Below are 22,254 nucleotides of genomic sequence, written 5' to 3'. Positions count from 1 at the left end.
AAACCATAGATTTTTAATTATACCAACTAGATATAACTTCTATACTTTCTTTTGATGGATAAAAATTCTTATCATTTCCCTTTTCACCAACAGCAAAAACTGAAAATCCTTTTATATAATTCTTATCTTCAAATACTTTTTTATATGCTTCAAAGCATCTTGCTTGTTCTTTATCGTTATAAATACTAGATACATTACTATCCCAAGGATGAGTTGCTGCATTATTTTTTCTCGGAAAACCTAATTCACCAAAGTATATTTCTTTTTTATATTTTTTGTAAAAATTATTTATTTCTTTCACTACATTTTGATTTCTATTATATATGTTTGTAGAACTTAAATAATTTACTAATTCATTTACTTTATTTTCACTTTTTCCACTAAGCTCAAAATAAGCTGCTATTGAAATAAAGTCTACTTTAGAAAATAATTTATTATTTAACTTTGCATTATATTTTTTAATACTTTCCTCATCCCATGAAGCTGTGTACCACCAAGAAGTTTTATATGTTACTTCTCCATTAAAATTTTCTTTAACATAATTAATTATATTACACCATTCGTCTTCATAAGGTTCTAATACAGTAAAATTTGAACCTGCTATCATAATATCCACATCATATTTATTACCTATATCTTTAATAAGTACTGAGAGTATATTTTTCCAATCCTTAAAGAAAGATTTTTTATCAGAAGGATTGTATTCTGTTTCATACTCGCTTCCATTATCTATCCATGGATATGCCTCTAATATAACTTTTATATTATCATTTTTTAATTTTTTAATTAATTTTATAGCTTTATCTTTACTATACTCATTTATTTTCATTTCATTTGACGTAAGACTTGGAATCTCAATAACAATTGGAACATTTACTGTATTCACCTTTAAGGTTTTTACATCTTTTAATGCTTGTTTGATATCGTAATCTGTAGACAGATTAATAGACTTTATTTTTTCTGTTTGTATTTCATCTTTTTTAAAAAAATTTATACTAAATCCTAAAACCAAAATTAATGATATAAGTAAAAATAATATTTTCTTCTTCATTATATCTCCTTAAATTAATTATTTTTATGTTTTTTTATTAATAATATAATAGAAGTTATTATAGTAATAAATAAGAATAATGATATTGCAATAAATATTTTAGATTGATTATTAAGCTTTTTATTTTCAATCTGAACCTTATCTTCTTTATCTTCTGTTTTGTGATAATTTAGCTCTTCTACATATCCATCTTCACCTAATAAAATAGTATCACCTTTAAGTGATTTTGTAATTTCTAAATCATTTAAATACTTATTTATTAAATTCAAATTACTATTGTTTGGAGAAGCTATAGCTAATATACTTTTATCTTTTTTATAAGGTGAATTTATTAATTGTATAGAAATTAATTCTGAGGAATAGTCTCCAATAAACTTAATTTTTTCATTTGACTGAAACCCTTTATAATCATCAGTAAACTTGACGTTTAAATCATTATTTAAATCTTTTATTAAAGAGTTATTCTTTGGAGTTCCTATTACTATTAAGTTACTATTTTTATCTTTTCTATTTATCTCATTTTCATTGACTACACTTAAATCTCCTAAATTAGAATTTATATCATGTCCCATATAAGTAATAATTCCTGCTATATTTGTTAATTCTTTAGAACTTAATTTATTAGGAACAACAATTTTAAGGTCATTATATTTTCCTTCTTTTATAAACGGAAATGGATAGTTACTAAAATTTAAAGATGTATTGTCATTATAATCAAATTCTATATAAGATTCTTTAGAAATATATGCCCATGGATTATCTGTATCTCTAGTTACACAAGCTAAATCTAAAAGTTCTAAGTTAAATACTACTTTTACCTGATAATAATTTTTACCTGCTACCTCACTTGGTAAACTTAGTTGAATTAAATCATCATCACTTTTATCTTTAGATAACTTTTTACTTCCAATAGCAACATTGTTTACATATACCGTCACTAAAGATCTATTAAAATCTAAATTCTCAGCATATCTCATCTTAAAACTTAATTTAGAATTATTTGTTACGACCTTGTTTTTAGTAGTATTTATATCAATTATTATCTCCTGAGAAAATGGTCCCTTCACAACTAAATCTTCATAACCTAATTCTTCTAAATATACTCTATTATCATCATCTTTTTTTATTAAATCACTTATATCTGAATTCTCATTAATAATTATACTATCTTTATTTAAATTACTAATTAAGTCATTACTACTTATAAGTTTAGCTGAATTTTTTAATAATTCATCATTGTTTGATATAATAAGTAGCATCATTTTATTTTTATCAAAAGGAGATGGTATTTGTTTTATTACACAGTTTTTATTTAAATCATCTCTTTCTTCTTTAGCTAGTAGTTTCAAAACTTCTTTGGGTGAATTTTTTTCTTTTCCTATGAAAATTACATTGTTATTTTTATTTTCAAATTCTGAATATAGTTTAAAATCAAAATTAAAGTCTTCATATTTTATTTTACTTCCGAAGTCTCCACTTAAAATCATTCCTGCACTTAATTCTCCAGAAGAATAATTATCTGGAACTACTATGCTAGTTTGTAAGTTTAATCCATTATCAATGTTTAAATAATTATTTTCATATTCATTAATTTTATTAGAAGTTTTTTTATAAACATAATTCACATTTACGCTACTTTCATTATGAATAACTAACCAGTTTGCAGTATTAGAATCATCTCTACATACTTTATCAGATATTGTTTTATATGCTTTTATAGTTACTTTATTATATCCCTCATTAATCACATCATTTGGTATATCTATTATAGTTTCTTTTTTATATTCTTTTTTACCACTTAGTCTTTGAGATTCAATTGGAGTATCATTTACTAATATGGTTATTGTAGAATAATCAACATCTAATAACTCACTTTTAGTAAATACTAAATTTAATTTTACATCTTTAACATTCCAATTATCTTCTATATTAAAGAATTTCTCACTACTACTAATAACGCCACTCATTTTTATATAATTTTCAAATTTATAAGCCTTAACATTGCTATCATTCTCAGCAAAACATATACCACCACTTGCAAAACTAATCATTGCCGCCATTATAATTGCAATTAATTTCATAAATTTTATCTCCTTAAAACCTTTCTGTTTTGTACCATTTCGCTTCTCTTTTGTGTATTGCATCTGAAATATAACTAAGCATGCCTTTTATTGCAACTATTAACCACATTTGAGAATAAGTAAAATACATTAATGCTACAAGTAGAATATTACTTAAATCACCTTCACCTTTTTCCATACTAAGCGTGATACTTACTTGAATCACAAATAATATGTAAGATAATATCCAAATAATAATAAAATTAAATGGAATATTTATCTCAACTAAATTAAATAAACCTAATACAAAAATAATATCTGATATTACTACAGAAGTTAAAAACAGAAAATATACAGAAAAGAAATACAATATATCAAATAAAACTCGATTTTGTTTTCCCTTAAATAAATTTGTTATATATTTTACTAATACATATATATTTCCCTTGACCCATCTAGTTCTCTGTTTCATCCATACATTAACTGTTTCTGGCTCTTGTTCCCAGGTTACAGATTGAGGCACATAAGTTATTCTTTGTCCCATTTTATAAATTCTAAAACTAATTTCTGTATCTTCTGCTATAGCTTTTGTATCCCATCCACCTAGTTTTTCTATGGCACTTCTTCTTAATACGAAATTTGTACCTGGTATTGTACAAAGACCTAATAATTGTCTTCTTCCTGCTTGAGCAATCCATTGAAAACTTAAGGTCTCAATGTTTATAAATTTTGTTAATATATTTTTATGTTTATTTCTTGTCCTAAATTTACCTATTACTGCTCCTAAAGTATCATCTCTAACTATAGTTTGTATTAAATATCTAAGAGCTGTTTTTTCTGGAGTATTGTCTGCATCGTATATGGCAATATAATCACCCTTAGCAACTTGATATCCTATATTTAATGCATTTGATTTTCCTTTTCCTCCAGTTATATTATCTGTATTTATTATTGTGAAATTATATCTCCTATATCTATTTTTTATACTTTGAAGTATATCCTTTGAATCATCAGACGAGTTATCATTTATAACTATAAGCTCCATCTTATCTAAGGGATAATCTAGTAATAAAAGAGATTCCACAGTTTTTCCTATTACTTTGCCTTCATTATGAGCTGGAACTAGAATTGATACAAAAGGATATTCTTCTAATCTCTCATCCTTAAATTTTAAGTTCTTTAAATAATAAATATATCCACTAATGGCTAGTATTATATTTATTAATAAAATGGCCCAAATAGAAATTAAAGAAAATAAAAATACATAGTCCACAAAACTTAAAATTTTCATTCTTATCTCCTCGTAAATTTATTAGTATTAATCCTTCTAAATACTATAAAAATTATTATAAATAGTATTAATACTGCTACTATAAAGGTTATTACAACATTATTAATATTTTGTATAAAAGTCTCAAATTTAGATTTTTCATTATTCTTAGAAATTGATTTTGATTCATCATAGCTGACTCTAATATTTCCATTCTTAGATGTAATGTTTATATCATCTATCTTTACATAATTATCTTGTTCTTTTAAATCTATAAAGTCTACTCTTTCATCTTTTAAGTATTCTACTACTTCCTTTAAGTATTCAATGTCTAAGTATGGATGAAAGAAAAATCCTCCACTATATCCTCTAACCATAGATAATTTTTTAAAGTTTTCTTTTATCTTGTCAATAGAAAACATGTCTGTATCATCAACATAACCTAGATTTTCTGGAATTAACTTATTAAAAGCATTACTGTTTTCTATAGTATAAGGAGGTGAATTAGTGACAAAATTATAGTCATTATTTTGATATTGACCTACATATGTTGAAAAATATTTCTTTATTTCTTTATATCCGTGAATATTCATAGCATAATGAGGTGCTTCAAATCCTAAAGGATATATTCCATTTTTTATACAAAGTCTAAGTCCACTTAATATCCTATCTTTAACATATATTTCTATATCCTCATCTATAGGTTTATCATTTTTCATATCCCAAAACTCATACCCTTCACCACTTACTTCTTCATTTCCAATTTGATGTGTGTATCCATGAAGTATTACAGATCCACCTTTATCTTGCATATATTTTATTGTTTCAATATACTCCGGATTTAAATCTAATGTATTTATAGTCTTGGTTTTAGAATCTACAAAGGTTGGAATTAAAGCTATCATAAAAGGAACGTCCTGAGAATAAAGATAATCTGCTACCTCTCTTAATTTATTTGTATCTGTAAAAGGATGAACATCCTCTATCCTTACAAAAATATCACCTTTATTAAATTTATTACTTTCATAAAAATCATTTAAAGAGTCTTCAAATATATAAGACTCATCCAAATCCCATCTAGATATATAAAATAAATTTTTTTCATTTATTATAAAAGGATAGGTGTTAAATCCATCACTCATTTGAGCTAATACCTTAGAATCTTTAGATGGTTTAATTATATTAAATAGATCTCCTGACTCTATTAACAAGGTTTCATCTCTATAAATTAATTTATTTATACTATGATTCTTTGATTCATAACTCATATCATATTTATCGTTAAAATCTATTAAATTTTCTATTTTATCTTCTATCCAATAAATTTTGTTTTTATATTTAGATAAATCCTGTAAAACACTTTTATTTTCTATGTCATATTTAATGTTCACGATAAATACTGAATGAAATTTGTTCATATATCCAGTTTTATAGTCATTTGTATTAATTTTTTCTACCTTTGAATTAAAAACATATAATAACTCATTCAAATAATTAACTTTATTGTCAGTTTCATTTATATTTGTTTCTACCTCATAAATTATTAAAGATTTTTTCTCATCAGCATATACACTAGATATGCTACTACAAAATAATATTATAACTAGGCTTATTATTGACAATTTCTTTTTAAACATCATATTGTAGTTCCTCTTCAGTTGCCATTTTAAATTCTAAAGATGTTTTGAAATCATCCTTGTATTCTACTATGGCAATCTTTAAATCTATATCAATATAATCATTTTCTTCCTTTAATCTTAATTTCAAATCTGCCAATCCTTCTTTTATTCTATTACTTACAATTTTTGCACCATCAAAATTAGTATTTGCCATAATAATAGCTAAAGTATCATCTTCTATAGTATATCTTTCATCTTCACTTCTTGTTGAAGCTATAATAATATTGCTTAAATCTTTTATTAGTTTACTCGTTTTTGATTCTCCAAGTATTTTCTTTATTTCTTTATAGTAAGGTAATTTTATTAGCATAAGTGTTAAATACGATTTATGACGTCTTGTTTTGCTCATTTCCTTTTCTAAGTTCATATAAAATAATCTTATATTTCCTAATCCAGTTTTCTTATCTATTGTAACTAGATTTTTATAATTATTTCTAAGTGTTATATTTGATTGTTGAAGTGTAGATATACTATTTCCCAATTTTCCTATTGTAAAAGAAATTATAGGAATAGCAATCATCCATACATAAGATAAGAACTCTATCTCTATACCTCTTATTAAGTTAATGTAAAAAATATAACTAGCATATACAAATATTACAATAGAGCTTGCTATAAGACCTACAACTACTCCTCCTAAATAAGTAATTATACCTATAAAAAAAGTTATACAAAGCATAATAAAATCTAAAATTCTACTTGATATACTTTCATCAAATATAAATAACGCAAATATTAAAAAAATTTCTAGTAAAACTCCTAAAAAGTAAGAGTCGATTTTCCTCAATAGTTTTTCCATGACTTCCTCCTGTACAAAATATTTAATCATATATAATTTATATTTTATATATTTTTATTTTTATATATTTGTGCATGAAATATTATATCATATTTTAATTATGTTATTAAATCCAACTTTTTATTAATTTATATACTTTCACAATCGAAACCATTCATTATATAATAGTTATTATATAAAAATGGAGGTATAATTATGAAATTAAAAGATTTGATAAATTATAAGGAAAATAATTCGGATAAAATAATAATAAATGCTTTAACTCAAAGTAGTGATAAAGATATAACAAATTATATAATCAATGTTATATCAGATCTATTAAATGGTGTTTTTCTAACAGATGAATATATGGTTAATGCTAAAAATAATATAAAAAACTATACTAGTGATGAAATAGGTAAGTTAAGTACATATATAGTTTTAAATCCTTATGTACAATCTGTTTTGAAGCAAGGTTCAAATTGGGAAGAAAAAGCTACTGAAATTTTAGAAATTTTGATAGGATATATAATAGGTACTATAGGTAAATATGATTTTTTACATACCTTATCAAATATAAAAAACTTGCTTGAGATATCAGATAAATTTTATGATGGATTAATTATGAATTTTAGTAATAATAGAGATTATGTAATAGATTCAATTTTAAATAAACTTTTATAATAAAAAAGCTAGAGATATCTCTAGCTTTTTTATTATATTAACAATATTTTTAATTTTTACTAATGTAACTTCATCAAACTTAATAAAATTCATATTAAAACTTATTCTATACTAATCTTTTTAACTAAGAAGTCGCTAGTTCATTTACTTCATCAAGGCAAGTTCCTGTTATTACTAATATATCTCCTGGAAGTATTAATGTAGAACCATTAGGTATTATTACACTTCCTTCTCTCTTTATCATTACTATTAAAATATCTTCTGGTATGCTTACATCTACAATAGTTTTGTTGGCTAGATGACTCTTTTTAGAAACAGTAACTTCCATAAGTTTTGTACTTTTTTCTTCTTTATATTCTCTAAATTTTTCTAAATTATTACCTGTTACTACCAATATATCTCCTGCTAATATTAAAGTAGATCCATTTGGAACAAATACATCTCCGCCTCTTTTTATCATTACTATAAGAATATCTTCTGGTATATTAGAGTCCATTATAGTTTTATTAGCTAAATGACTATTTGAATCAATTAAAATTTCTATTAATTTAGTACCTATTTCTTCTTTATAATCATTGAAAGTTTTTAATACAGAAGATTCATCATCTATTAGATCAAGCTTTTTCGCTATTTTAGGTATAAGAGTTCCTTGTACTGCAACAGAAAACAATGCTACAAAGAATATAATATGGAAAATATCATTGTGAATTGGTACTCCATAAGTAACAGCATATATGGCAAAAGCTATAGATGCCGCTCCTCTAAGTCCTACCCAAGATATAAATATTTGTTGTTTAAATGGTACTTTAAACCAACTTAATACACTAAATGTTGCAATAGGTCTTGCTATTAAAATCATAAATACTGATATAACTATACCCTGTACCATTATTGATGAAATTTTTGATGGGAATGATAATAATCCCAATAAGAAGAATAACATTATTTGCATAAGCCATGATACACCATCAAAAAATTGGAATATAGTTTTTTTATGAGGTATTTTACTATTTCCTATCATAATACCGGCTATATACGCACTTAAATACCCATTACCACCTAAATATTCACTTAGTGCGTAAGACAAGACAGCAATAGCTGTAACAAATATAGGATAAAATCCTTCTATTTCAAAATTAATATTTCTTAATAAATATACCGTTAATTTAGCTAAAATAACTGCTGATATAATACCAACTACAATCTGAGTAAATAGCATAGGAATTATATTTCCATAACCACCATTAGACATTAATCCTAGTATAATCACAGTCATCATATATGCTATTGGATCATTACTTCCACTTTCAATTTCCAATATTGATGCAATAGATCCTTTTAAATTTAATTTTTGCGAACGTAAAATAGAAAACACTGATGCTGCATCTGTAGATGCAACTATAGATCCGATAAGTAAACCTTCTAACAATGTTGTATTAAATACTACTACACAGAATAACCCTGTTAGACCTGCTGTAATAATAACTCCTAGAGTTGACATAAGTATGGATGGAATTGCAACTGGCTTTGCCATTTCCCAGTTAGTTCCGAATCCTCCATAAAACATTATAAAAATCAACGCAATAGAACAAAGATAGTTTGTAAGTTCATAGTTATCAAAATATATACCTACAACTCCATCAGAGCCAAATAACATTCCTAAAATAATGAATATTAAAAGAATAGGTACTCCAAATTTATATAATACTTTGCTTGATGTTATGCATATTAATAGAACTAATGCACATATAATCATCACTCCTATCAACATATACCACCTCCTTGTAATATATTATATAATATTTTCAAGTTAAATTTATAACATTTTTTCACTTTTAACTATAATTTAACTTTTCTCTTATATATATAATAAAAAATTTATTATTTTATTAATTCTTGATGAGTATTAATAGATTTAAGGTAAATTGAATAGATAAATGAATTAAATGTAACATTGCTTCTATTAATTTTTGTCACCTTTTTATCAAAATCACCAATATCACAATATATGAACATACAAATAAAAGTGGTGTAATTTAACACCACTTTGTTTTATTTAAGTATAATTTATTTTTATTATTTTAAGCTTCAGCTAATTCTTTAACTACTTTTGCTAATTTTTTCCCAAGGTCTTTACAATCTTCACTAGACTTTTCGTCTGGAGCTTCATTTACTATGACACAATCACTAATAATATCACAACCATTATCAATGCAATCTTGCTCCCAATTTCTCATCCATTCACCATCTCCCCATCCATAAGATCCAAATAAAGCAACTTTTTTACCTTTTAGATGAGACTTAACTGATGAAAACATAGGTTCAAATTCACTTTCTTCTAACTCTTCCACACCCATAGATGGGCAACCAAAAGCAAATACATCATATTCATTAGCTTTATCACAAGAGAACTCATCTGCAGTATAAACATCTACATCTATAGATTCAGATTTTATCCCTTCTATAATAAGTTCTGCCATTGACTCTGTGTTTCCTGTTCCACTCCAATAAACAACTGCTATTTTACTCATAAAAATCCCTCTTTTCATTATAATTTTTATTACTTGCAATCATCATTTTAATTTTTCAACTACAACCTAGATTTAGTTAGTTATAACTAACTTTTATTTAATTAAAATATATCATAACTTTTTTCAACAGTCAATCATTTTCAAATAATATTTATTATCATTTATAAAATAACTATATATTTAATCAAGTATATATTTTCATTATTAATATTTATCTACTTTTCTTATATTTTAAATTATTTTATAATAATCTTATTACTTATGGAGGTATATAATACAAAATGAAAAGCCAAGAATCTATGGAAGATTATTTAGAAACCATATTAATTTTAAGTAGTAAATTATCTTATGTACGTTCAATAGATATTGTAAATGAAATGGGATATAGCAAACCTAGTGTTAGCGTGGCTATGAAAAAACTTAAAAGAGATAATCTTATTGAAATGGATGAAAATTCATATATCTATCTTACTAATAAAGGCAAGATAATTGCTGAAAATATATATGAACGTCATAATATTTTAACAAAAGCTTTAATACTAATTGGAGTAAGTGAAGAAGTTGCAAAAAAAGATGCTTGTCGTATGGAACATGATATTAGCGAAGAAACATTTATAAAAATTAAAGAGTTCATAAAAAACAATCATCTTAATTGAAGTGAACCATTTGTATGGGAATAAATTAGATATTAAAAATAAATCTCAAATTATGACTTTGTTAAGATGGTTCAGAAAATTAAAAATCTATCATTGAAATATGTAAAAAGAATAAGTACAAATATGGTTATTGAAATTGTAACGGAGTATATAGATTATTATAATACTTAAAGAATACAATCAAAATTAAACTACCTTTCTCCTATATCATATAGGAAAAAGGTAGCATAGGTTGTTTTATATTGTCACACACAAAAGGTTCAATTCAACTTTAAGTATGAATGGTAGTATAAAATAATAATCAATACATTGTAAATCAACTTTTAGATTAAAAATTTAATTTTAGTATATTTTTATTCATATGACATATTGTTCTATATAAATAAGAGCCATCATAACGATGGCTTTTATTTATATTTATTTTCATATTCTATTATATAAGTTTATCTAAAATTGATTTTCCAATACAATTATCTAGCTCTTCTAATTCAAAGTTATCTAAAATAGTAGCTCCTATATTGGCAAATGTATCCCCTGTTTCAATTAATCCACTACTAGTCATATATGGTGAGTATATAAGTAGAGGCACCATTTCTCTTGTATGATCTGTTCCTATATAAGTAGGATCATTTCCATGATCTGCTGTAATAATAAGTAGATCATTATCTCTTAATTTTTCAAGTACTATTCCTAGCAATTTGTCAAATTTGTCAAGCTCTTTACCATATCCTTCTTGATTTCGTCTATGTCCCCATAAAGCATCAAAATCCACTAAGTTTACAAAGCACAATCCATTAAAATCTCTATCTAACATTTCAATAGTCTGCTCCATACCATGTACACTACTTCTAGATGTACAATACTCTGTTATACCTTGACCATCAAATATATCATTGATTTTTCCTATAGCAATTACATCAAATTTATTTTCCTTTAAAGAATCTAATACTGTCTTATTATATGGTTTTATCGCATAGTCATGACGATTGCTAGTTCTTTTAAACTCAAATTTATTATTCCCTATATACGGTCTTGCAATAACCCTTCCTACCTTCCACTCTGGTTTCATTGTAACTTTTCTAGCAATTTGACAATACTTATATAAGTTTTCTAATCCCATAACTTCTTCATGACCACAAATTTGTAATACTGAATCCGCCGATGTATAAACAATAACATCTCCAGTCTCTATTTCATGTTCACCAAACTCTTCTAAGATTTCTGTTCCACTTGCAGATTTGTTTCTAACTATTTTCTTACCAAACTGTTTTTCCAGTTCATCAATATACACAAAACAAATAAATGTATATACATAAACATTATATTATTTATATATTTAAATCAATAATATATTTTATGTTCATTTTTTAAATTGTACTTTAATTAATAGCCTTTATTAAATCTTCATAACTCATTTTCTTTTATTATATCATTTGTATACATAAAAAAAACACACTGAAAATCATCAATGTGTCTTCTTATCAAAATATGTTATTATTTTTTTCTAAGCATAATTTCAAATTCTGTTGTATAATCTTTTCTCGCAGTAACAATGTTTATACTTCCACCATGTGCTTGTACTATTTTTTTACTTAAAGCTAGTCCCAATCCAGAACCTTGTTTAGTTCTAGACTTCTCTCCTACTATAAATGGATCAAAAATATTTTTTACAATATCTTTTGGAATACCACATCCATTGTCTGCTATACTGATCTTAACTTTATCTTCTATTTGCTTTACTTCAAAATATATGGATATACCTTTATTGTTATGTTTTAAAGAATTAGAAACTATATTCTCATAAACTCTTTTTAGCTGAATCTTATCAATATAACAATATATAGCTTCTTCTGGAATTTCCGCTTCTAAATCTACTCCATTTATATAAACTTCTTCATATTTTTGAGCTAAATATACCCTTGTATATTCACATATGTCTAATTTTTCTAAAGAAAGCTTATACTCCGGATGCTCTAGTTTACTGTACTCATGGAATGTATTAATTAACTCATCTAAGCTATCTGACTTTTTGTAAATAGTCATAAGGTACTGATCTAATTCTTCTTTCGAAACCAAACCATCACAAATAGCTTTAGAGTATCCTTTAATCACGGTTATAGGTGTTTTTAAATCATGAGATATATCAGCAAGCATCTTTTGTTTATCTTCTTCTAATTTTTTACGTTTTTTCTCACTATCAGACAACTGCTTTGACATATTATTAAAGTTATCACATATATCAGAGAATTCTTTAGGTCCTTCATAATTTAGATATGTTTCTCCTTTTCCATTCTTGACATTAACAATTGCTTTATTTAAAAGTTTAAGTGGTTTTTTTACTTTTCTGTTCATCCAAATGATGAATACACCAGTCAATAAAATATACATAACTACAAATCCAACAATAGCTATTATATTTGCTTTATCTATTTCTTCCCATACTTCTGCACCTGCAACTGGAACATATGATACAAGTGTTAACTTATTATTATATTTATCATTAAATTTAGATTTTCTAACACTATAACCCATTGGATATTCACCTGTTAAATAAGCAAATTCCCTTTTAGTGAAGGATTTTTTATCCATTTTAGTATTTGTATATATTAAGTTTAAATCTTTATCAACTACATATATTTTGTCTTGTTTATCATGATCACCATAATAATATATTGTTACAGCTATATTTTTTTCACCTTTATCATTATAGTATTCTTCTATGTATGTTTCACTATCATGATAGTAATTTTGAATACATTTCAATTCATCTTTTGTAAGTGATGTTTTACCATTTTGTATATTACTTTGGTATATGATTTTGTTATTTTTATCCAAAAGTATAATATATGAATCCTTACCAATTAAATACTCTAAAGGAATTTTATCATATTCTTCAGAGGAAAGATTACTAATACTATCTATTAAACCATCAATATTAGGTTCTCTTAAAATATAATTTAGTCTATAGTTTAATGCGGCTACTATACTTACTATAATAAATGCAATAGCAACTGTAAAAAGTATATAATTCCCTACTAAAAGTGTAAAAAAACTTATATTTTTTAATTTATTTCTTTTCAATTTTATATCCAATCCCCCTTACAGTTTTAATGTATTCAGGATTTTTAGATTCATTTTCTACTTTGTCACGAAGTCTTGAAATATGAACCATAATTGTATTGTCATCACTATCAAAATATTCACCGTTAATTGCTTCATAAATTTGGACTTTTGTATATACTCTTCCAGGTGTCTTCATAAGTAGAGATAGTATTTTAAATTCTGTTGGTGTAACTATAATCTCATCTTCACCTTTAAATAATGTCATTTTCTGTGTGTCTAAGACAAGCTCTCCCACAACTAATTTTTCTTTATTATTATCCACCTCAATAGATTTATTTAAATCATAAAATCTACGTAAATTTGAATTCACCCTTGCCACGATTTCTAGAGGATTAAATGGCTTTGTAATATAATCATCTGCACCTAAATTTAATCCTAATATTTTATCAGCATCTTCATTTTTAGCTGAAAGCATAAGAATTGGTATATTAAGTTTTTCTCTTATCCTTTTAGTTAATTCGTAACCGTCCATATGTGGCATCATTATATCCATTACTACTAAATCTATTTTAGTGTTTTCCATTACTTCTAATGCCTCTAATCCATTTTTAGCTGAAAGTACTTTATTTCCGTCATTTTCAAGATATATTTTAAGTAGTTTTATTATATCTATATCATCTTCAACAACAAGTATATTATAATTCAAAATTTTTTACCTCCATGTTTCTCTCTAAGACTCTATAACTGTTTTTATTCTTTATTTTTCTTATGCTAAATAAATAAGTAGTTGAGATTATTATGCCACTAACTAATATAAATAAATAAAAACTAACACCTCTACTTAAAATCATCGCCGAACTAAGAAAGTGTGTAGGGAATAATGTTTTATACATTACCATAAATCCACTTTCACTTACTCCTACTGCGCCAGGTAGTGGCAAAGCTGAAACACTTATAAATAAAACTGCTTGAAGTAAAGTTACAGTTATTATTGAATATTCATCTAGTCCAAATGATTTATATGTCCAAAATGTAATACTATGCAAAGCTACTATTTGTATTAAAGTCGTCATTATAATTTTTATTACAGTTAATTTATTTTCTTTAAAGTATATTGCACCACTCTCATATTCTTTCACATAGTTTAACAGCTTCACCTTTAATTCATCTACTTTTTTATAAGTAAATATTTTTAAAATAAAAGCTAAAAAGTCAATAATTTTTGACATAAGTTTTTTTGAAAAAATCGCTATTAAAATAAATATCAATGCCGAAGTATTTAGTATAACACCTAGAATCAATAAGTATTTAACTTGACCTAGATTTTCACTTAATACAGAGTATTGACTTATCATTCCTATAATTGCCAACAATACAGTAATAAATTGATAGCTTGCAAGATCTATAAGTAAAGCAAGTGTTGAATGACTTATATTAACTTTATCTTTATACATATAATAAACCTGCATTGGCTGTCCTCCTGATGCTGAAGGAGTTATAGAACTAAAGAAAAATCCAACTAATGCATATTTTATACAGCTAAATATTTTTGTTTCATATCCAAATAGTTTTAAACTTCTTCTTATATTTATAGCCTCACAAGTAATAAATGTACACATACATAATATTCCTATTATAATATATTTTTTATCTACTTTATAAATAATATTTATAATATCACTTACATTGTTCCCACGAAATAGTATGGAAAAAGTTAATAAAATTAATCCCAAAAATACAATTGAATTTGTTATGATTTGTTTTTTTGAAAGCATATTTTTAGTAGAACTATTTTTATTCATACCTATCCTCCACCGTTAAAAATTCATATCCCTTACCTTTCCAAATCGGTAAAACTACACCTAAAGCTTCTATAGTCCTAGATGGTGCTTCATTTTTACCACGTCCATCATGAAGACAAATAATATCCCCACTTTTACTTCTATCTATCAATTTTTTTGCTATTACTTTAGAAGTAGTTTTGCCTTCCCAATCTTCAGCCATTACATCCCATAAAACAGTTTTAAGATTATATTTTTTGATTTCAAATACTGTATTTATATTAAAATGTCCCCAAGGTGGTCTGAAATACTTAACTTCAACACCTAGTTCATTCATTATTTCCATACTTTTTTTAAAATCACATTTTGTATAATTCCTACTTTGATATAATGCATTTCTATGCTCAAATGAATGTAACCCGATTATATGACCTTCATCTTTCATCCTCTTTATTATACTAGGATTTGATTTTGCAAAACTGGCTACTACAAAAAAAGTTGCTCTTACATCATGCTCTTTCAATAAATCTAAAAGGGAAGAAGTATACTCCACTGAAGGTCCATCATCAAATGTCAAATAAAAACTTTTCTCTTTTTTATTATCTTGATTGAGCAATTTATGATTAAACTTATATATATAGGTTGGTATTATACTATAAGCTAAAATTAACACTAGTATTATAATTATAAAATTTAAAAACATAATCCAACCTCCTTCTTATTATAATATACCAATGGTGATAAAGTCTCCAATTTACAACTTATATCTTTCATATTTTTTTTCATATAATCTAATAATATCTCATTTTTTAGTAAAGATGTCACATCTTCACATATATCTGTTCCCTTTGTCCAAACTACTTTACCAATATTTTGCTCTTGAATAAATCTAGCATTTTCAATTTCTTGATATAGAAAAGGTCTAATTATATATAGAGGTGTATTTGTGTGAATCGCCTCAAATAAAGTAATTCCTCCTGGCTTAGTTATTACTAAATCTGATTTTTTCATATAATCATCAACCTTATCTGTATATCCTAATGCTTTTATCTTAGGATATTCTTTTTTTATTTTATCTAATAATTTTTTATTTTTACCTGTTATAAAAGTAACATTTATATCGTTCATGTTTGAAAGTTTACTTAATAAATTGTCATAGTATGGTACAAGACCTAAACCTCCTCCCATGATTAATACTTCTTTTTTATCTTCTTCTATATTTACCAATTTTTCTTCTCTAAATTTTTGCTTTGTAGGTATACCCGAAATCACTATCTTTCCATCTTTCACACCCTTTGAAAGTAATAAATTTTTAGTATTTTCACTTCCTACAAAATACATATCTGTTTTTTCTGATATCCACTCTTCATTAGCACAAATATCTGTTATATAAGTATAAAGAGGTATATCACATTTTTTTGATTTTTTGTAAGCTGAAATGTATTGAGAACAAGCTGGGAATGTTGAAATAACCATATCTATATCATATTTTTTTAGCAACAAATCTATTTTTCTTACAACAGATTTTTTTAGTGGCGTACTTGTTCTTCTAGCTGTAAATTTATTAAAAAAGTTATAAAGACCAGAAAATTTACTTACCATAAAATTAAAACATCCATATATTACTTTGCTTGACTTTGGAAATATATAATCTATAATATCTATAATATCTATATTAGCTGACGGTTCACTAGACAAAATCATCTCCTTAACAGCTTGTGCTGCTGAATCATGCCCCATACCAAATCCCCCTGTTAAAATTAAAATTTTCATAAAATCACCTCGTATTTCTTATTTATATATAAATTTTAAAAAACTAATCTTACTATCTACTTACAGTTATTATTATAAAAAAGTAATCTTACTAGATTCTTTAAGAATTCTTAAGAAATATTAAGATAATTATTAAAAAATACTAAAGCAATTCTTACAATTTTGTTTTTTACTCATCTTTATTGGATCTCATTTTTATACAAAAAGAAAAGCCTCCTATATAGCAGACATTTTTGTCTAAATATATAAAAGACCTTTAATAAATTTATACTGTATTTAATTATATACAGAATATTCTGTATCTTAAAATTAGTAAAGTTTATGGAATAAATTCTTATGTCCCATATTTATACATCTAAGCAGAAACTTACTCAGTTATGATACCTTCATTTATATTTATAATTTTATCACTTATTGTATTAGCAAATCCTATATCGTGAGTTATTATAAGTATTGCCATTCCATTAGATCTTAAATCTTTAATTATAGAAGATACTTTTTCAATTGACTCCACATCAAGGGCAGAAGTTGGCTCATCAAAACAAAGTACTTTTGGTGTTAATGCACAAGCCCTTGCTATTGCAACTCTTTGTTTTTGACCACCTGATAATTCAAAAGGATAAGCATCTATTTTATCTTCCAAATCCACTATTTTTAATATATCTTTAGCTTTTTTTATAGCTTCTTCTCTTGGTATTTTTAATACATTAACCGGAGCCGCTACTATATTTTCTAAGACTGACATATGAGGAAATAAATTAAAGTTTTGAAATACCATTCCTATTTTATCTCTATATTTTGCTATGTGATTTTTATCTTTAATTATGCAGTTATCTACTATTATTTCTCCATTATCAAATTCCTCAAGTCCATTTATACATCTTAATATAGTTGTTTTTCCTGCTCCTGATTTTCCAAGTAATACACAAACTTCTCCACTTTCTATTTCAAAAGATATATCTTTAAGAACTTTTGTATCACCAAATGATTTATTTAGTCTTCTTACTTTCAACATATTCTTCTCTCCTATCTATAATAAGCATACTTATTTTCTATTTTTCTAAGCATTTGAGTTAGTATAGCTATTAATACTAAATATATTGCCCCAGCTTCCATTAAAGGCATTATACTTGCCTGTTGATTTTGCGCTATTTGAGCTATTCTTAAAATATCATTTAATCCTATAGCATATACTATTGATGTATCTTTTATAAGAGTTATTATCTCATTTGACATGGCAGGTAGAACTCTTTTTATAACTTGAGGAAATATAATTTTTCTATACATTTCAAATTTACTAAATCCTAAAACAAAAGCGCCTTCATATTGACCTTCATCAATAGATTGAATTCCACCTCTAAATATTTCTGCAAAATAAGCTGCATAGTTTAGTGAAAATGCTACAATTACTGCTTCAAATCTATCAAATATTATTCCCAGCAACGGAAGACCAAAGAATACAAATACAAGTTGTAAAAGTAAAGGTGTTCCTCTCATAATGAGTATATAGATGTTTGCAATTTTGCTTATTAATTTATTTTTAGATATTCTTAAAAATGCTACCAAAATTCCAAGTGGTATTGATATTATTAACGTTATAAAAAATATTGATAAAGTAATACTTATTCCTTCTAACATAGACCATCTTCCTCTCTGTGTTGCATATTTAAACTTAATTTTGTATAATATTTAGTTTTTAATTTTTTATTTTAAAAATTAATTATTGTCCCCAAACCATTTATTATATATTTCATCAAACTTTTTATCTTCTTTAATTTCTTTTATTGTATTATTAACTTTATCTCTGAGCTCAGTATCATCTTTTCTAAAAGCTACTACGTAATCTTCTTTTCCAAAGTTATCATCTAATATTTTGTATTTTTCTTCACCTTTTTGCTTTATATAGTATTTGACTAAAGTTTCATCCCCTACTAATGCATCTATTCTTCCAGCTTCTAAATCTCTAAATACTTTATCGAATGTATCATATAATATAGGTTGTTTACCATCTATGCTGTTTATTATTTCTATATCTTTTTCTAAAGCTTCCATACCTGCTGATCCTTGCTGAGTTCCAACTATTTTACCTTTCAAATCATTTTTAGTTTTTATAGATGAATCTTTTAAAGTTACTATTAATTGAGCATTTTGCATATATGAATCTGTGTAAGCTACTTTTTCTTTTCTTTCTTCTGTAAGTGAATATCCATTCCATATAGCATCAATATTTCCTGATTTTAATTCTGTTTCTTTCATTGACCAGTCTATACTTTGGAATTTCACATTCATACCTAATCTTTTAAACGTTTCAGTTGCTAAATCAATGTCAAATCCTACTGTATCTCCATTTTCATCTAAAAATCCCATTGGGAAGTATGTGTTATCATACCCTATAACTATTTCATTTTTATTTTCATCTACTTTTGACTTTCCACATCCTACTCCTATAACTACAAAACTTAATATTAGTAATATTGCTCCTAATCTTTTTAATATTTTTTTCATCTCTTTCTCCTCCTATTTTTTTAATTTTAAATAATAAAAAATTCGCTTCGCTCATGTCGCCAACGCCTGGTCCATTTCTCAAGTTTATCAGTTGGGATTATAAATTATCAAAAATTCACATAATTTATAATCCCTTAAAGTATAAAAAAACCACATAGGCTTAATACCTATGTGGTTTATATTTTTCTATTTATATATTCCACCATAGATACAAGCCGTTTTTTAATAGCACGAAAAGGGCTTGTATCTATGAATTAAATTTCATAATTTACAATCCCTTGGTTCTATGATGGTGATGATGAAGTTGTATATTTAATTTTATTGTTATTTGTGAATTTTTCATAACACCATTTCTCCTTTACCTAGAATTTTTTAATTTAATAAATTTCTTATTTGAAATTAATAGTAATACTTATTTCAAGAATTGTCAAATAAATTTTTCTAATTTTTTTAATTTTTGCTATATTTATCATTATATAAGTTTTATCTTATTAAGTATTTTACTAGTTTATACATTAACCAAACTCAAAGTATATTCTTTAAATTCTTTTTTTATTTGTGAAGTATATAAAGCCTTATTCCATCCCATATAAATACTCTTATATCCTATGTTGTCTTTGATCTTAATCACAGAGATCTTATTAGTATTCATTATTGGTGTGTTTAAAACTATGGCAATACCTGCTCCAGATGCAACTAATCCAGAAAGAACACCTCCCTCACTAGGTTCAGCAAGTATTTTAGGAGTATAATCTATAAATTCAGAGTATGTTATCTTTTCACCACAAGATTTATCTTTATATACTATAAAATATTCATCTTTTAGTTCACTTAAATTAATTTCTTCTTTATTTGCCAAATGATGATTCTTAGGAACTATTAAAACATATTCTTCCTTTTTTACAAGTTTAAACTCTACTTCTTGATATTTTTCAATTTCCTCTATATTATCAAAAAAACCGAAATCCACTCTCCCATGTTGTAAATCTTTTAGTATTTCTTCTGTAGATTGATTATTAATATTAAATTTAACTTGTAATTTATTATTAATAAAATTACTAATTAAAAAAGGTATAAAAGTTGAACCAATACAATGATTAGATGATATTGAAATAACTCTATCATTACTTTTTTTCATATCTTTAAGTTTCTCTTTTCCTCTTTCAATTTCATTTAGCGCTGAATCAACATACTTAAAAAATTCCTCTCCAAATTTAGTTATTTTTATATTTCTACCTTCTTTTTCAAAAAGTGAAACATCTAATTCTTCTTCCAATTTTGATATGGCTTTACTCAGTGCTGGCTGAGTTACAGATAATATATTAGAAGCTGTTGTAAAATTTCTAGTTTCAGCTATAATTTTAAAATATTCTAACTGTTGTAAATTCATTTTATCTCCTACTTTACAATTTTTTATATTAAAATCAAATTATAATATATAACTTTTAGTTATACTTTTATGATTTAATTACATTAGACATATGTTTATATTCAATGATATAATCTCATTATTCCAAGAAATCATATTACTTAGTCAATAAAGAATTATAAGTTTTATGCATATAAATGTCAAATAAATCAATGGAGGTATTTATTTTGAACACCATATTTAATAAACCTGTGAAAGAATTAGTAGAAATTAGGCATTCAGTTAGAAACTATGACAACATACCTATATCTGAAGAAATAATAAATAAAATAGAAAACTATATTGATAATATAGAAAATCCTTTTAATAAAAAAATAAGAATTAAACTTATAAGAAAAGATGAATCACATAAAAATTTAAAACTTGGAACTTATGGAGTTATAAAAGGAGCAAATTACTTTTTAGTAGCAGCCTGTAAAAATGATGATCTATCTTTGCTAGCCCTAGGATATACATTAGAAAAAGTTATTTTATACTGTACATCTTTAGGATTGGGCACTGTATGGTTAGGTGGTACATTTAATAAAGGAGGGTTCGCAAAAGCAATTAATCTGAGAGAAAATGAAGTATTACCAATAGTTTTACCTGTCGGATATGAAGGTGGTAAAAAATCTTTTATAGCAACCTTAATAGGTGATAATAGCAGCAAACGTAAACCTTATTCAGAATTATTTTTCAATAAAGATTTTAATACTCATCTTGAACCTAGCACTTCTGGTGAATATGTTGAACCACTTGAAATGTTAAGACTAGCTCCATCTGCACTTAACAAACAGCCTTGGAGAGTATTAAAAGAAGATAATAATATACATTTTTATATTACTAGTACTAAAGGCTTGACTAAAATTGATATAGGGATTGCTCTTTGCCATTTCCACTTATCCTCGATTGAAAATAATAAAAATGGGGAATTTGTGTCACTTGATTCTATGGAAAATATCCAAGAAAATAACTTTAATTATGTTATATCTTGGATTAAAAAATAATATTAAGG

General features: G+C 25.3%; 20 protein-coding genes. 3 read left to right on the top strand and 17 right to left on the bottom strand.

Annotated features, from left to right (window positions below; translation table 11 throughout):
* Positions 1-13 precede the first annotated feature (13 nt).
* Genes J7G74_RS09305 through J7G74_RS09285 form a run of 5 tightly spaced genes read right to left on the bottom strand, consistent with a single transcriptional unit; the run spans position 14 to position 6,859 of the window.
* Positions 14-1,051, bottom strand: a complete 1,038-nt coding sequence (locus J7G74_RS09305) for a glycoside hydrolase family 113 (RefSeq protein ID WP_297134495.1) — start codon at positions 1,049-1,051, stop codon at positions 14-16.
* A gap of 14 nt (positions 1,052-1,065) precedes the next feature.
* Positions 1,066-3,132 carry a cellulose biosynthesis cyclic di-GMP-binding regulatory protein BcsB gene (locus J7G74_RS09300; RefSeq protein ID WP_297134492.1) on the bottom strand — a complete coding sequence of 689 codons (2,067 nt, stop codon included), beginning with the start codon at positions 3,130-3,132 and terminating at the stop codon, positions 1,066-1,068.
* Positions 3,133-3,145: 13 nt separating this feature from the next.
* A complete protein-coding gene (locus J7G74_RS09295; protein ID WP_297134489.1) occupies positions 3,146-4,402 on the bottom strand; it encodes a glycosyltransferase in 1,257 nt (418 codons plus the stop codon).
* Positions 4,403-4,404: 2 nt separating this feature from the next.
* Positions 4,405-6,021 carry a polysaccharide deacetylase family protein gene (locus J7G74_RS09290; RefSeq protein WP_297134486.1) on the bottom strand — a complete coding sequence of 539 codons (1,617 nt, stop codon included), beginning with the start codon at positions 6,019-6,021 and terminating at the stop codon, positions 4,405-4,407.
* A complete protein-coding gene (locus tag J7G74_RS09285) occupies positions 6,011-6,859 on the bottom strand; it encodes a diguanylate cyclase domain-containing protein (RefSeq protein WP_297134483.1) in 849 nt (282 codons plus the stop codon). The genes J7G74_RS09290 and J7G74_RS09285 overlap by 11 nt, the downstream gene beginning before the upstream one ends.
* Positions 6,860-7,054: 195 nt before the next feature.
* Between J7G74_RS09285 and J7G74_RS09280 the strand changes: the two genes are divergently transcribed.
* Positions 7,055-7,522 carry a hypothetical protein gene (locus J7G74_RS09280; RefSeq protein ID WP_297134479.1) on the top strand — a complete coding sequence of 156 codons (468 nt, stop codon included), beginning with the start codon at positions 7,055-7,057 and terminating at the stop codon, positions 7,520-7,522.
* Between the two features lie 124 nt (positions 7,523-7,646).
* Here J7G74_RS09280 and J7G74_RS09275 read toward each other — a convergent pair whose 3' ends face one another.
* A complete protein-coding gene (locus J7G74_RS09275) occupies positions 7,647-9,293 on the bottom strand; it encodes a potassium/proton antiporter (protein ID WP_297134477.1) in 1,647 nt (548 codons plus the stop codon).
* A gap of 310 nt (positions 9,294-9,603) precedes the next feature.
* Positions 9,604-10,053 (bottom strand): flavodoxin, encoded by a 450-nt coding sequence (locus tag J7G74_RS09270; protein ID WP_297134475.1) that lies wholly within the window; start codon positions 10,051-10,053, stop codon positions 9,604-9,606.
* A gap of 281 nt (positions 10,054-10,334) precedes the next feature.
* Between J7G74_RS09270 and J7G74_RS09265 the strand changes: the two genes are divergently transcribed.
* The gene (locus tag J7G74_RS09265; RefSeq protein WP_297134472.1) at positions 10,335-10,709 is read left to right on the top strand and encodes a metal-dependent transcriptional regulator; all 375 of its coding nucleotides are present in this window, start codon (positions 10,335-10,337) and stop codon (positions 10,707-10,709) included.
* A 433-nt stretch (positions 10,710-11,142) separates the two neighbouring features.
* On the opposite strand, the gene J7G74_RS09260 is transcribed toward J7G74_RS09265, so the two are convergent.
* The 10 genes from J7G74_RS09260 to J7G74_RS09215 form a co-directional block, all read right to left on the bottom strand.
* A complete protein-coding gene (locus J7G74_RS09260) occupies positions 11,143-12,000 on the bottom strand; it encodes a phosphopentomutase (RefSeq protein ID WP_330616495.1) in 858 nt (285 codons plus the stop codon).
* Between the two features lie 203 nt (positions 12,001-12,203).
* On the bottom strand, positions 12,204-13,790 hold the full coding sequence (locus J7G74_RS09255; RefSeq protein WP_297134470.1) for a sensor histidine kinase: 1,587 nt from the start codon (positions 13,788-13,790) through the stop codon (positions 12,204-12,206).
* A complete protein-coding gene (locus J7G74_RS09250; RefSeq protein ID WP_297134468.1) occupies positions 13,777-14,478 on the bottom strand; it encodes a response regulator transcription factor in 702 nt (233 codons plus the stop codon). The genes J7G74_RS09255 and J7G74_RS09250 overlap by 14 nt, the downstream gene beginning before the upstream one ends.
* Positions 14,468-15,574: a lysylphosphatidylglycerol synthase transmembrane domain-containing protein gene (locus J7G74_RS09245; RefSeq protein ID WP_297134466.1), complete on the bottom strand. Its 1,107-nt coding sequence runs from the start codon at positions 15,572-15,574 to the stop codon at positions 14,468-14,470. The genes J7G74_RS09250 and J7G74_RS09245 overlap by 11 nt, the downstream gene beginning before the upstream one ends.
* Positions 15,567-16,256 carry a polysaccharide deacetylase family protein gene (locus J7G74_RS09240; RefSeq protein WP_297134464.1) on the bottom strand — a complete coding sequence of 230 codons (690 nt, stop codon included), beginning with the start codon at positions 16,254-16,256 and terminating at the stop codon, positions 15,567-15,569. Before J7G74_RS09240 ends, J7G74_RS09245 begins: the two co-directional genes overlap by 8 nt.
* Positions 16,247-17,326 carry an MGDG synthase family glycosyltransferase gene (locus J7G74_RS09235; protein ID WP_297134463.1) on the bottom strand — a complete coding sequence of 360 codons (1,080 nt, stop codon included), beginning with the start codon at positions 17,324-17,326 and terminating at the stop codon, positions 16,247-16,249. Before J7G74_RS09235 ends, J7G74_RS09240 begins: the two co-directional genes overlap by 10 nt.
* 367 nt (positions 17,327-17,693) lie before the next feature.
* Positions 17,694-18,341, bottom strand: coding sequence for an amino acid ABC transporter ATP-binding protein (locus J7G74_RS09230; RefSeq protein WP_297134461.1), 648 nt, complete (start codon positions 18,339-18,341; stop codon positions 17,694-17,696).
* An 11-nt stretch (positions 18,342-18,352) separates the two neighbouring features.
* Positions 18,353-18,964: an amino acid ABC transporter permease gene (locus J7G74_RS09225; RefSeq protein ID WP_297134459.1), complete on the bottom strand. Its 612-nt coding sequence runs from the start codon at positions 18,962-18,964 to the stop codon at positions 18,353-18,355.
* A 78-nt stretch (positions 18,965-19,042) separates the two neighbouring features.
* The gene (locus J7G74_RS09220; RefSeq protein WP_297134457.1) at positions 19,043-19,831 is read right to left on the bottom strand and encodes an amino acid ABC transporter substrate-binding protein; all 789 of its coding nucleotides are present in this window, start codon (positions 19,829-19,831) and stop codon (positions 19,043-19,045) included.
* A 508-nt stretch (positions 19,832-20,339) separates the two neighbouring features.
* Positions 20,340-21,221: a LysR family transcriptional regulator gene (locus J7G74_RS09215; RefSeq protein ID WP_297134454.1), complete on the bottom strand. Its 882-nt coding sequence runs from the start codon at positions 21,219-21,221 to the stop codon at positions 20,340-20,342.
* Between the two features lie 206 nt (positions 21,222-21,427).
* Between J7G74_RS09215 and J7G74_RS09210 the strand changes: the two genes are divergently transcribed.
* The gene (locus J7G74_RS09210; RefSeq protein WP_297134452.1) at positions 21,428-22,246 is read left to right on the top strand and encodes a nitroreductase family protein; all 819 of its coding nucleotides are present in this window, start codon (positions 21,428-21,430) and stop codon (positions 22,244-22,246) included.
* The last annotated feature ends 8 nt before the right edge of the window (positions 22,247-22,254 follow it).

The sequence above is a fragment of the Terrisporobacter sp. genome, assembly GCF_017888745.1.
In the GTDB taxonomy this organism is placed as follows: domain Bacteria; phylum Bacillota; class Clostridia; order Peptostreptococcales; family Peptostreptococcaceae; genus Terrisporobacter.
Note: the sequence above shows the minus strand (reverse complement) of the source record. Positions and strands in the feature narration are given on the sequence as shown.

Excerpts from the sequence above, each read along its gene's own strand:
- J7G74_RS09225 (WP_297134459.1), bottom strand. The coding sequence starts at position 18,964 with ATGTTAGAAGGAATAAGTATTACTTTATCAATATTTTTTATAACGTTA.
- J7G74_RS09220 (WP_297134457.1), bottom strand. The coding sequence starts at position 19,831 with ATGAAAAAAATATTAAAAAGATTAGGAGCAATATTACTAATATTAAGT.
- J7G74_RS09300 (WP_297134492.1), bottom strand. The coding sequence starts at position 3,132 with ATGAAATTAATTGCAATTATAATGGCGGCAATGATTAGTTTTGCAAGT.
- J7G74_RS09290 (WP_297134486.1), bottom strand. The coding sequence starts at position 6,021 with ATGATGTTTAAAAAGAAATTGTCAATAATAAGCCTAGTTATAATATTA.
- J7G74_RS09270 (WP_297134475.1), bottom strand. The coding sequence starts at position 10,053 with ATGAGTAAAATAGCAGTTGTTTATTGGAGTGGAACAGGAAACACAGAG.
- J7G74_RS09295 (WP_297134489.1), bottom strand. The coding sequence starts at position 4,402 with ATGAAAATTTTAAGTTTTGTGGACTATGTATTTTTATTTTCTTTAATT.
- J7G74_RS09285 (WP_297134483.1), bottom strand. The coding sequence starts at position 6,859 with ATGGAAAAACTATTGAGGAAAATCGACTCTTACTTTTTAGGAGTTTTA.
- J7G74_RS09240 (WP_297134464.1), bottom strand. The coding sequence starts at position 16,256 with ATGTTTTTAAATTTTATAATTATAATACTAGTGTTAATTTTAGCTTAT.
- J7G74_RS09235 (WP_297134463.1), bottom strand. The coding sequence starts at position 17,326 with ATGAAAATTTTAATTTTAACAGGGGGATTTGGTATGGGGCATGATTCA.
- J7G74_RS09305 (WP_297134495.1), bottom strand. The coding sequence starts at position 1,051 with ATGAAGAAGAAAATATTATTTTTACTTATATCATTAATTTTGGTTTTA.
- J7G74_RS09275 (WP_297134477.1), bottom strand. The coding sequence starts at position 9,293 with ATGTTGATAGGAGTGATGATTATATGTGCATTAGTTCTATTAATATGC.
- J7G74_RS09265 (WP_297134472.1), top strand. The coding sequence starts at position 10,335 with ATGAAAAGCCAAGAATCTATGGAAGATTATTTAGAAACCATATTAATT.
- J7G74_RS09215 (WP_297134454.1), bottom strand. The coding sequence starts at position 21,221 with ATGAATTTACAACAGTTAGAATATTTTAAAATTATAGCTGAAACTAGA.
- J7G74_RS09280 (WP_297134479.1), top strand. The coding sequence starts at position 7,055 with ATGAAATTAAAAGATTTGATAAATTATAAGGAAAATAATTCGGATAAA.
- J7G74_RS09245 (WP_297134466.1), bottom strand. The coding sequence starts at position 15,574 with ATGAATAAAAATAGTTCTACTAAAAATATGCTTTCAAAAAAACAAATC.
- J7G74_RS09230 (WP_297134461.1), bottom strand. The coding sequence starts at position 18,341 with ATGTTGAAAGTAAGAAGACTAAATAAATCATTTGGTGATACAAAAGTT.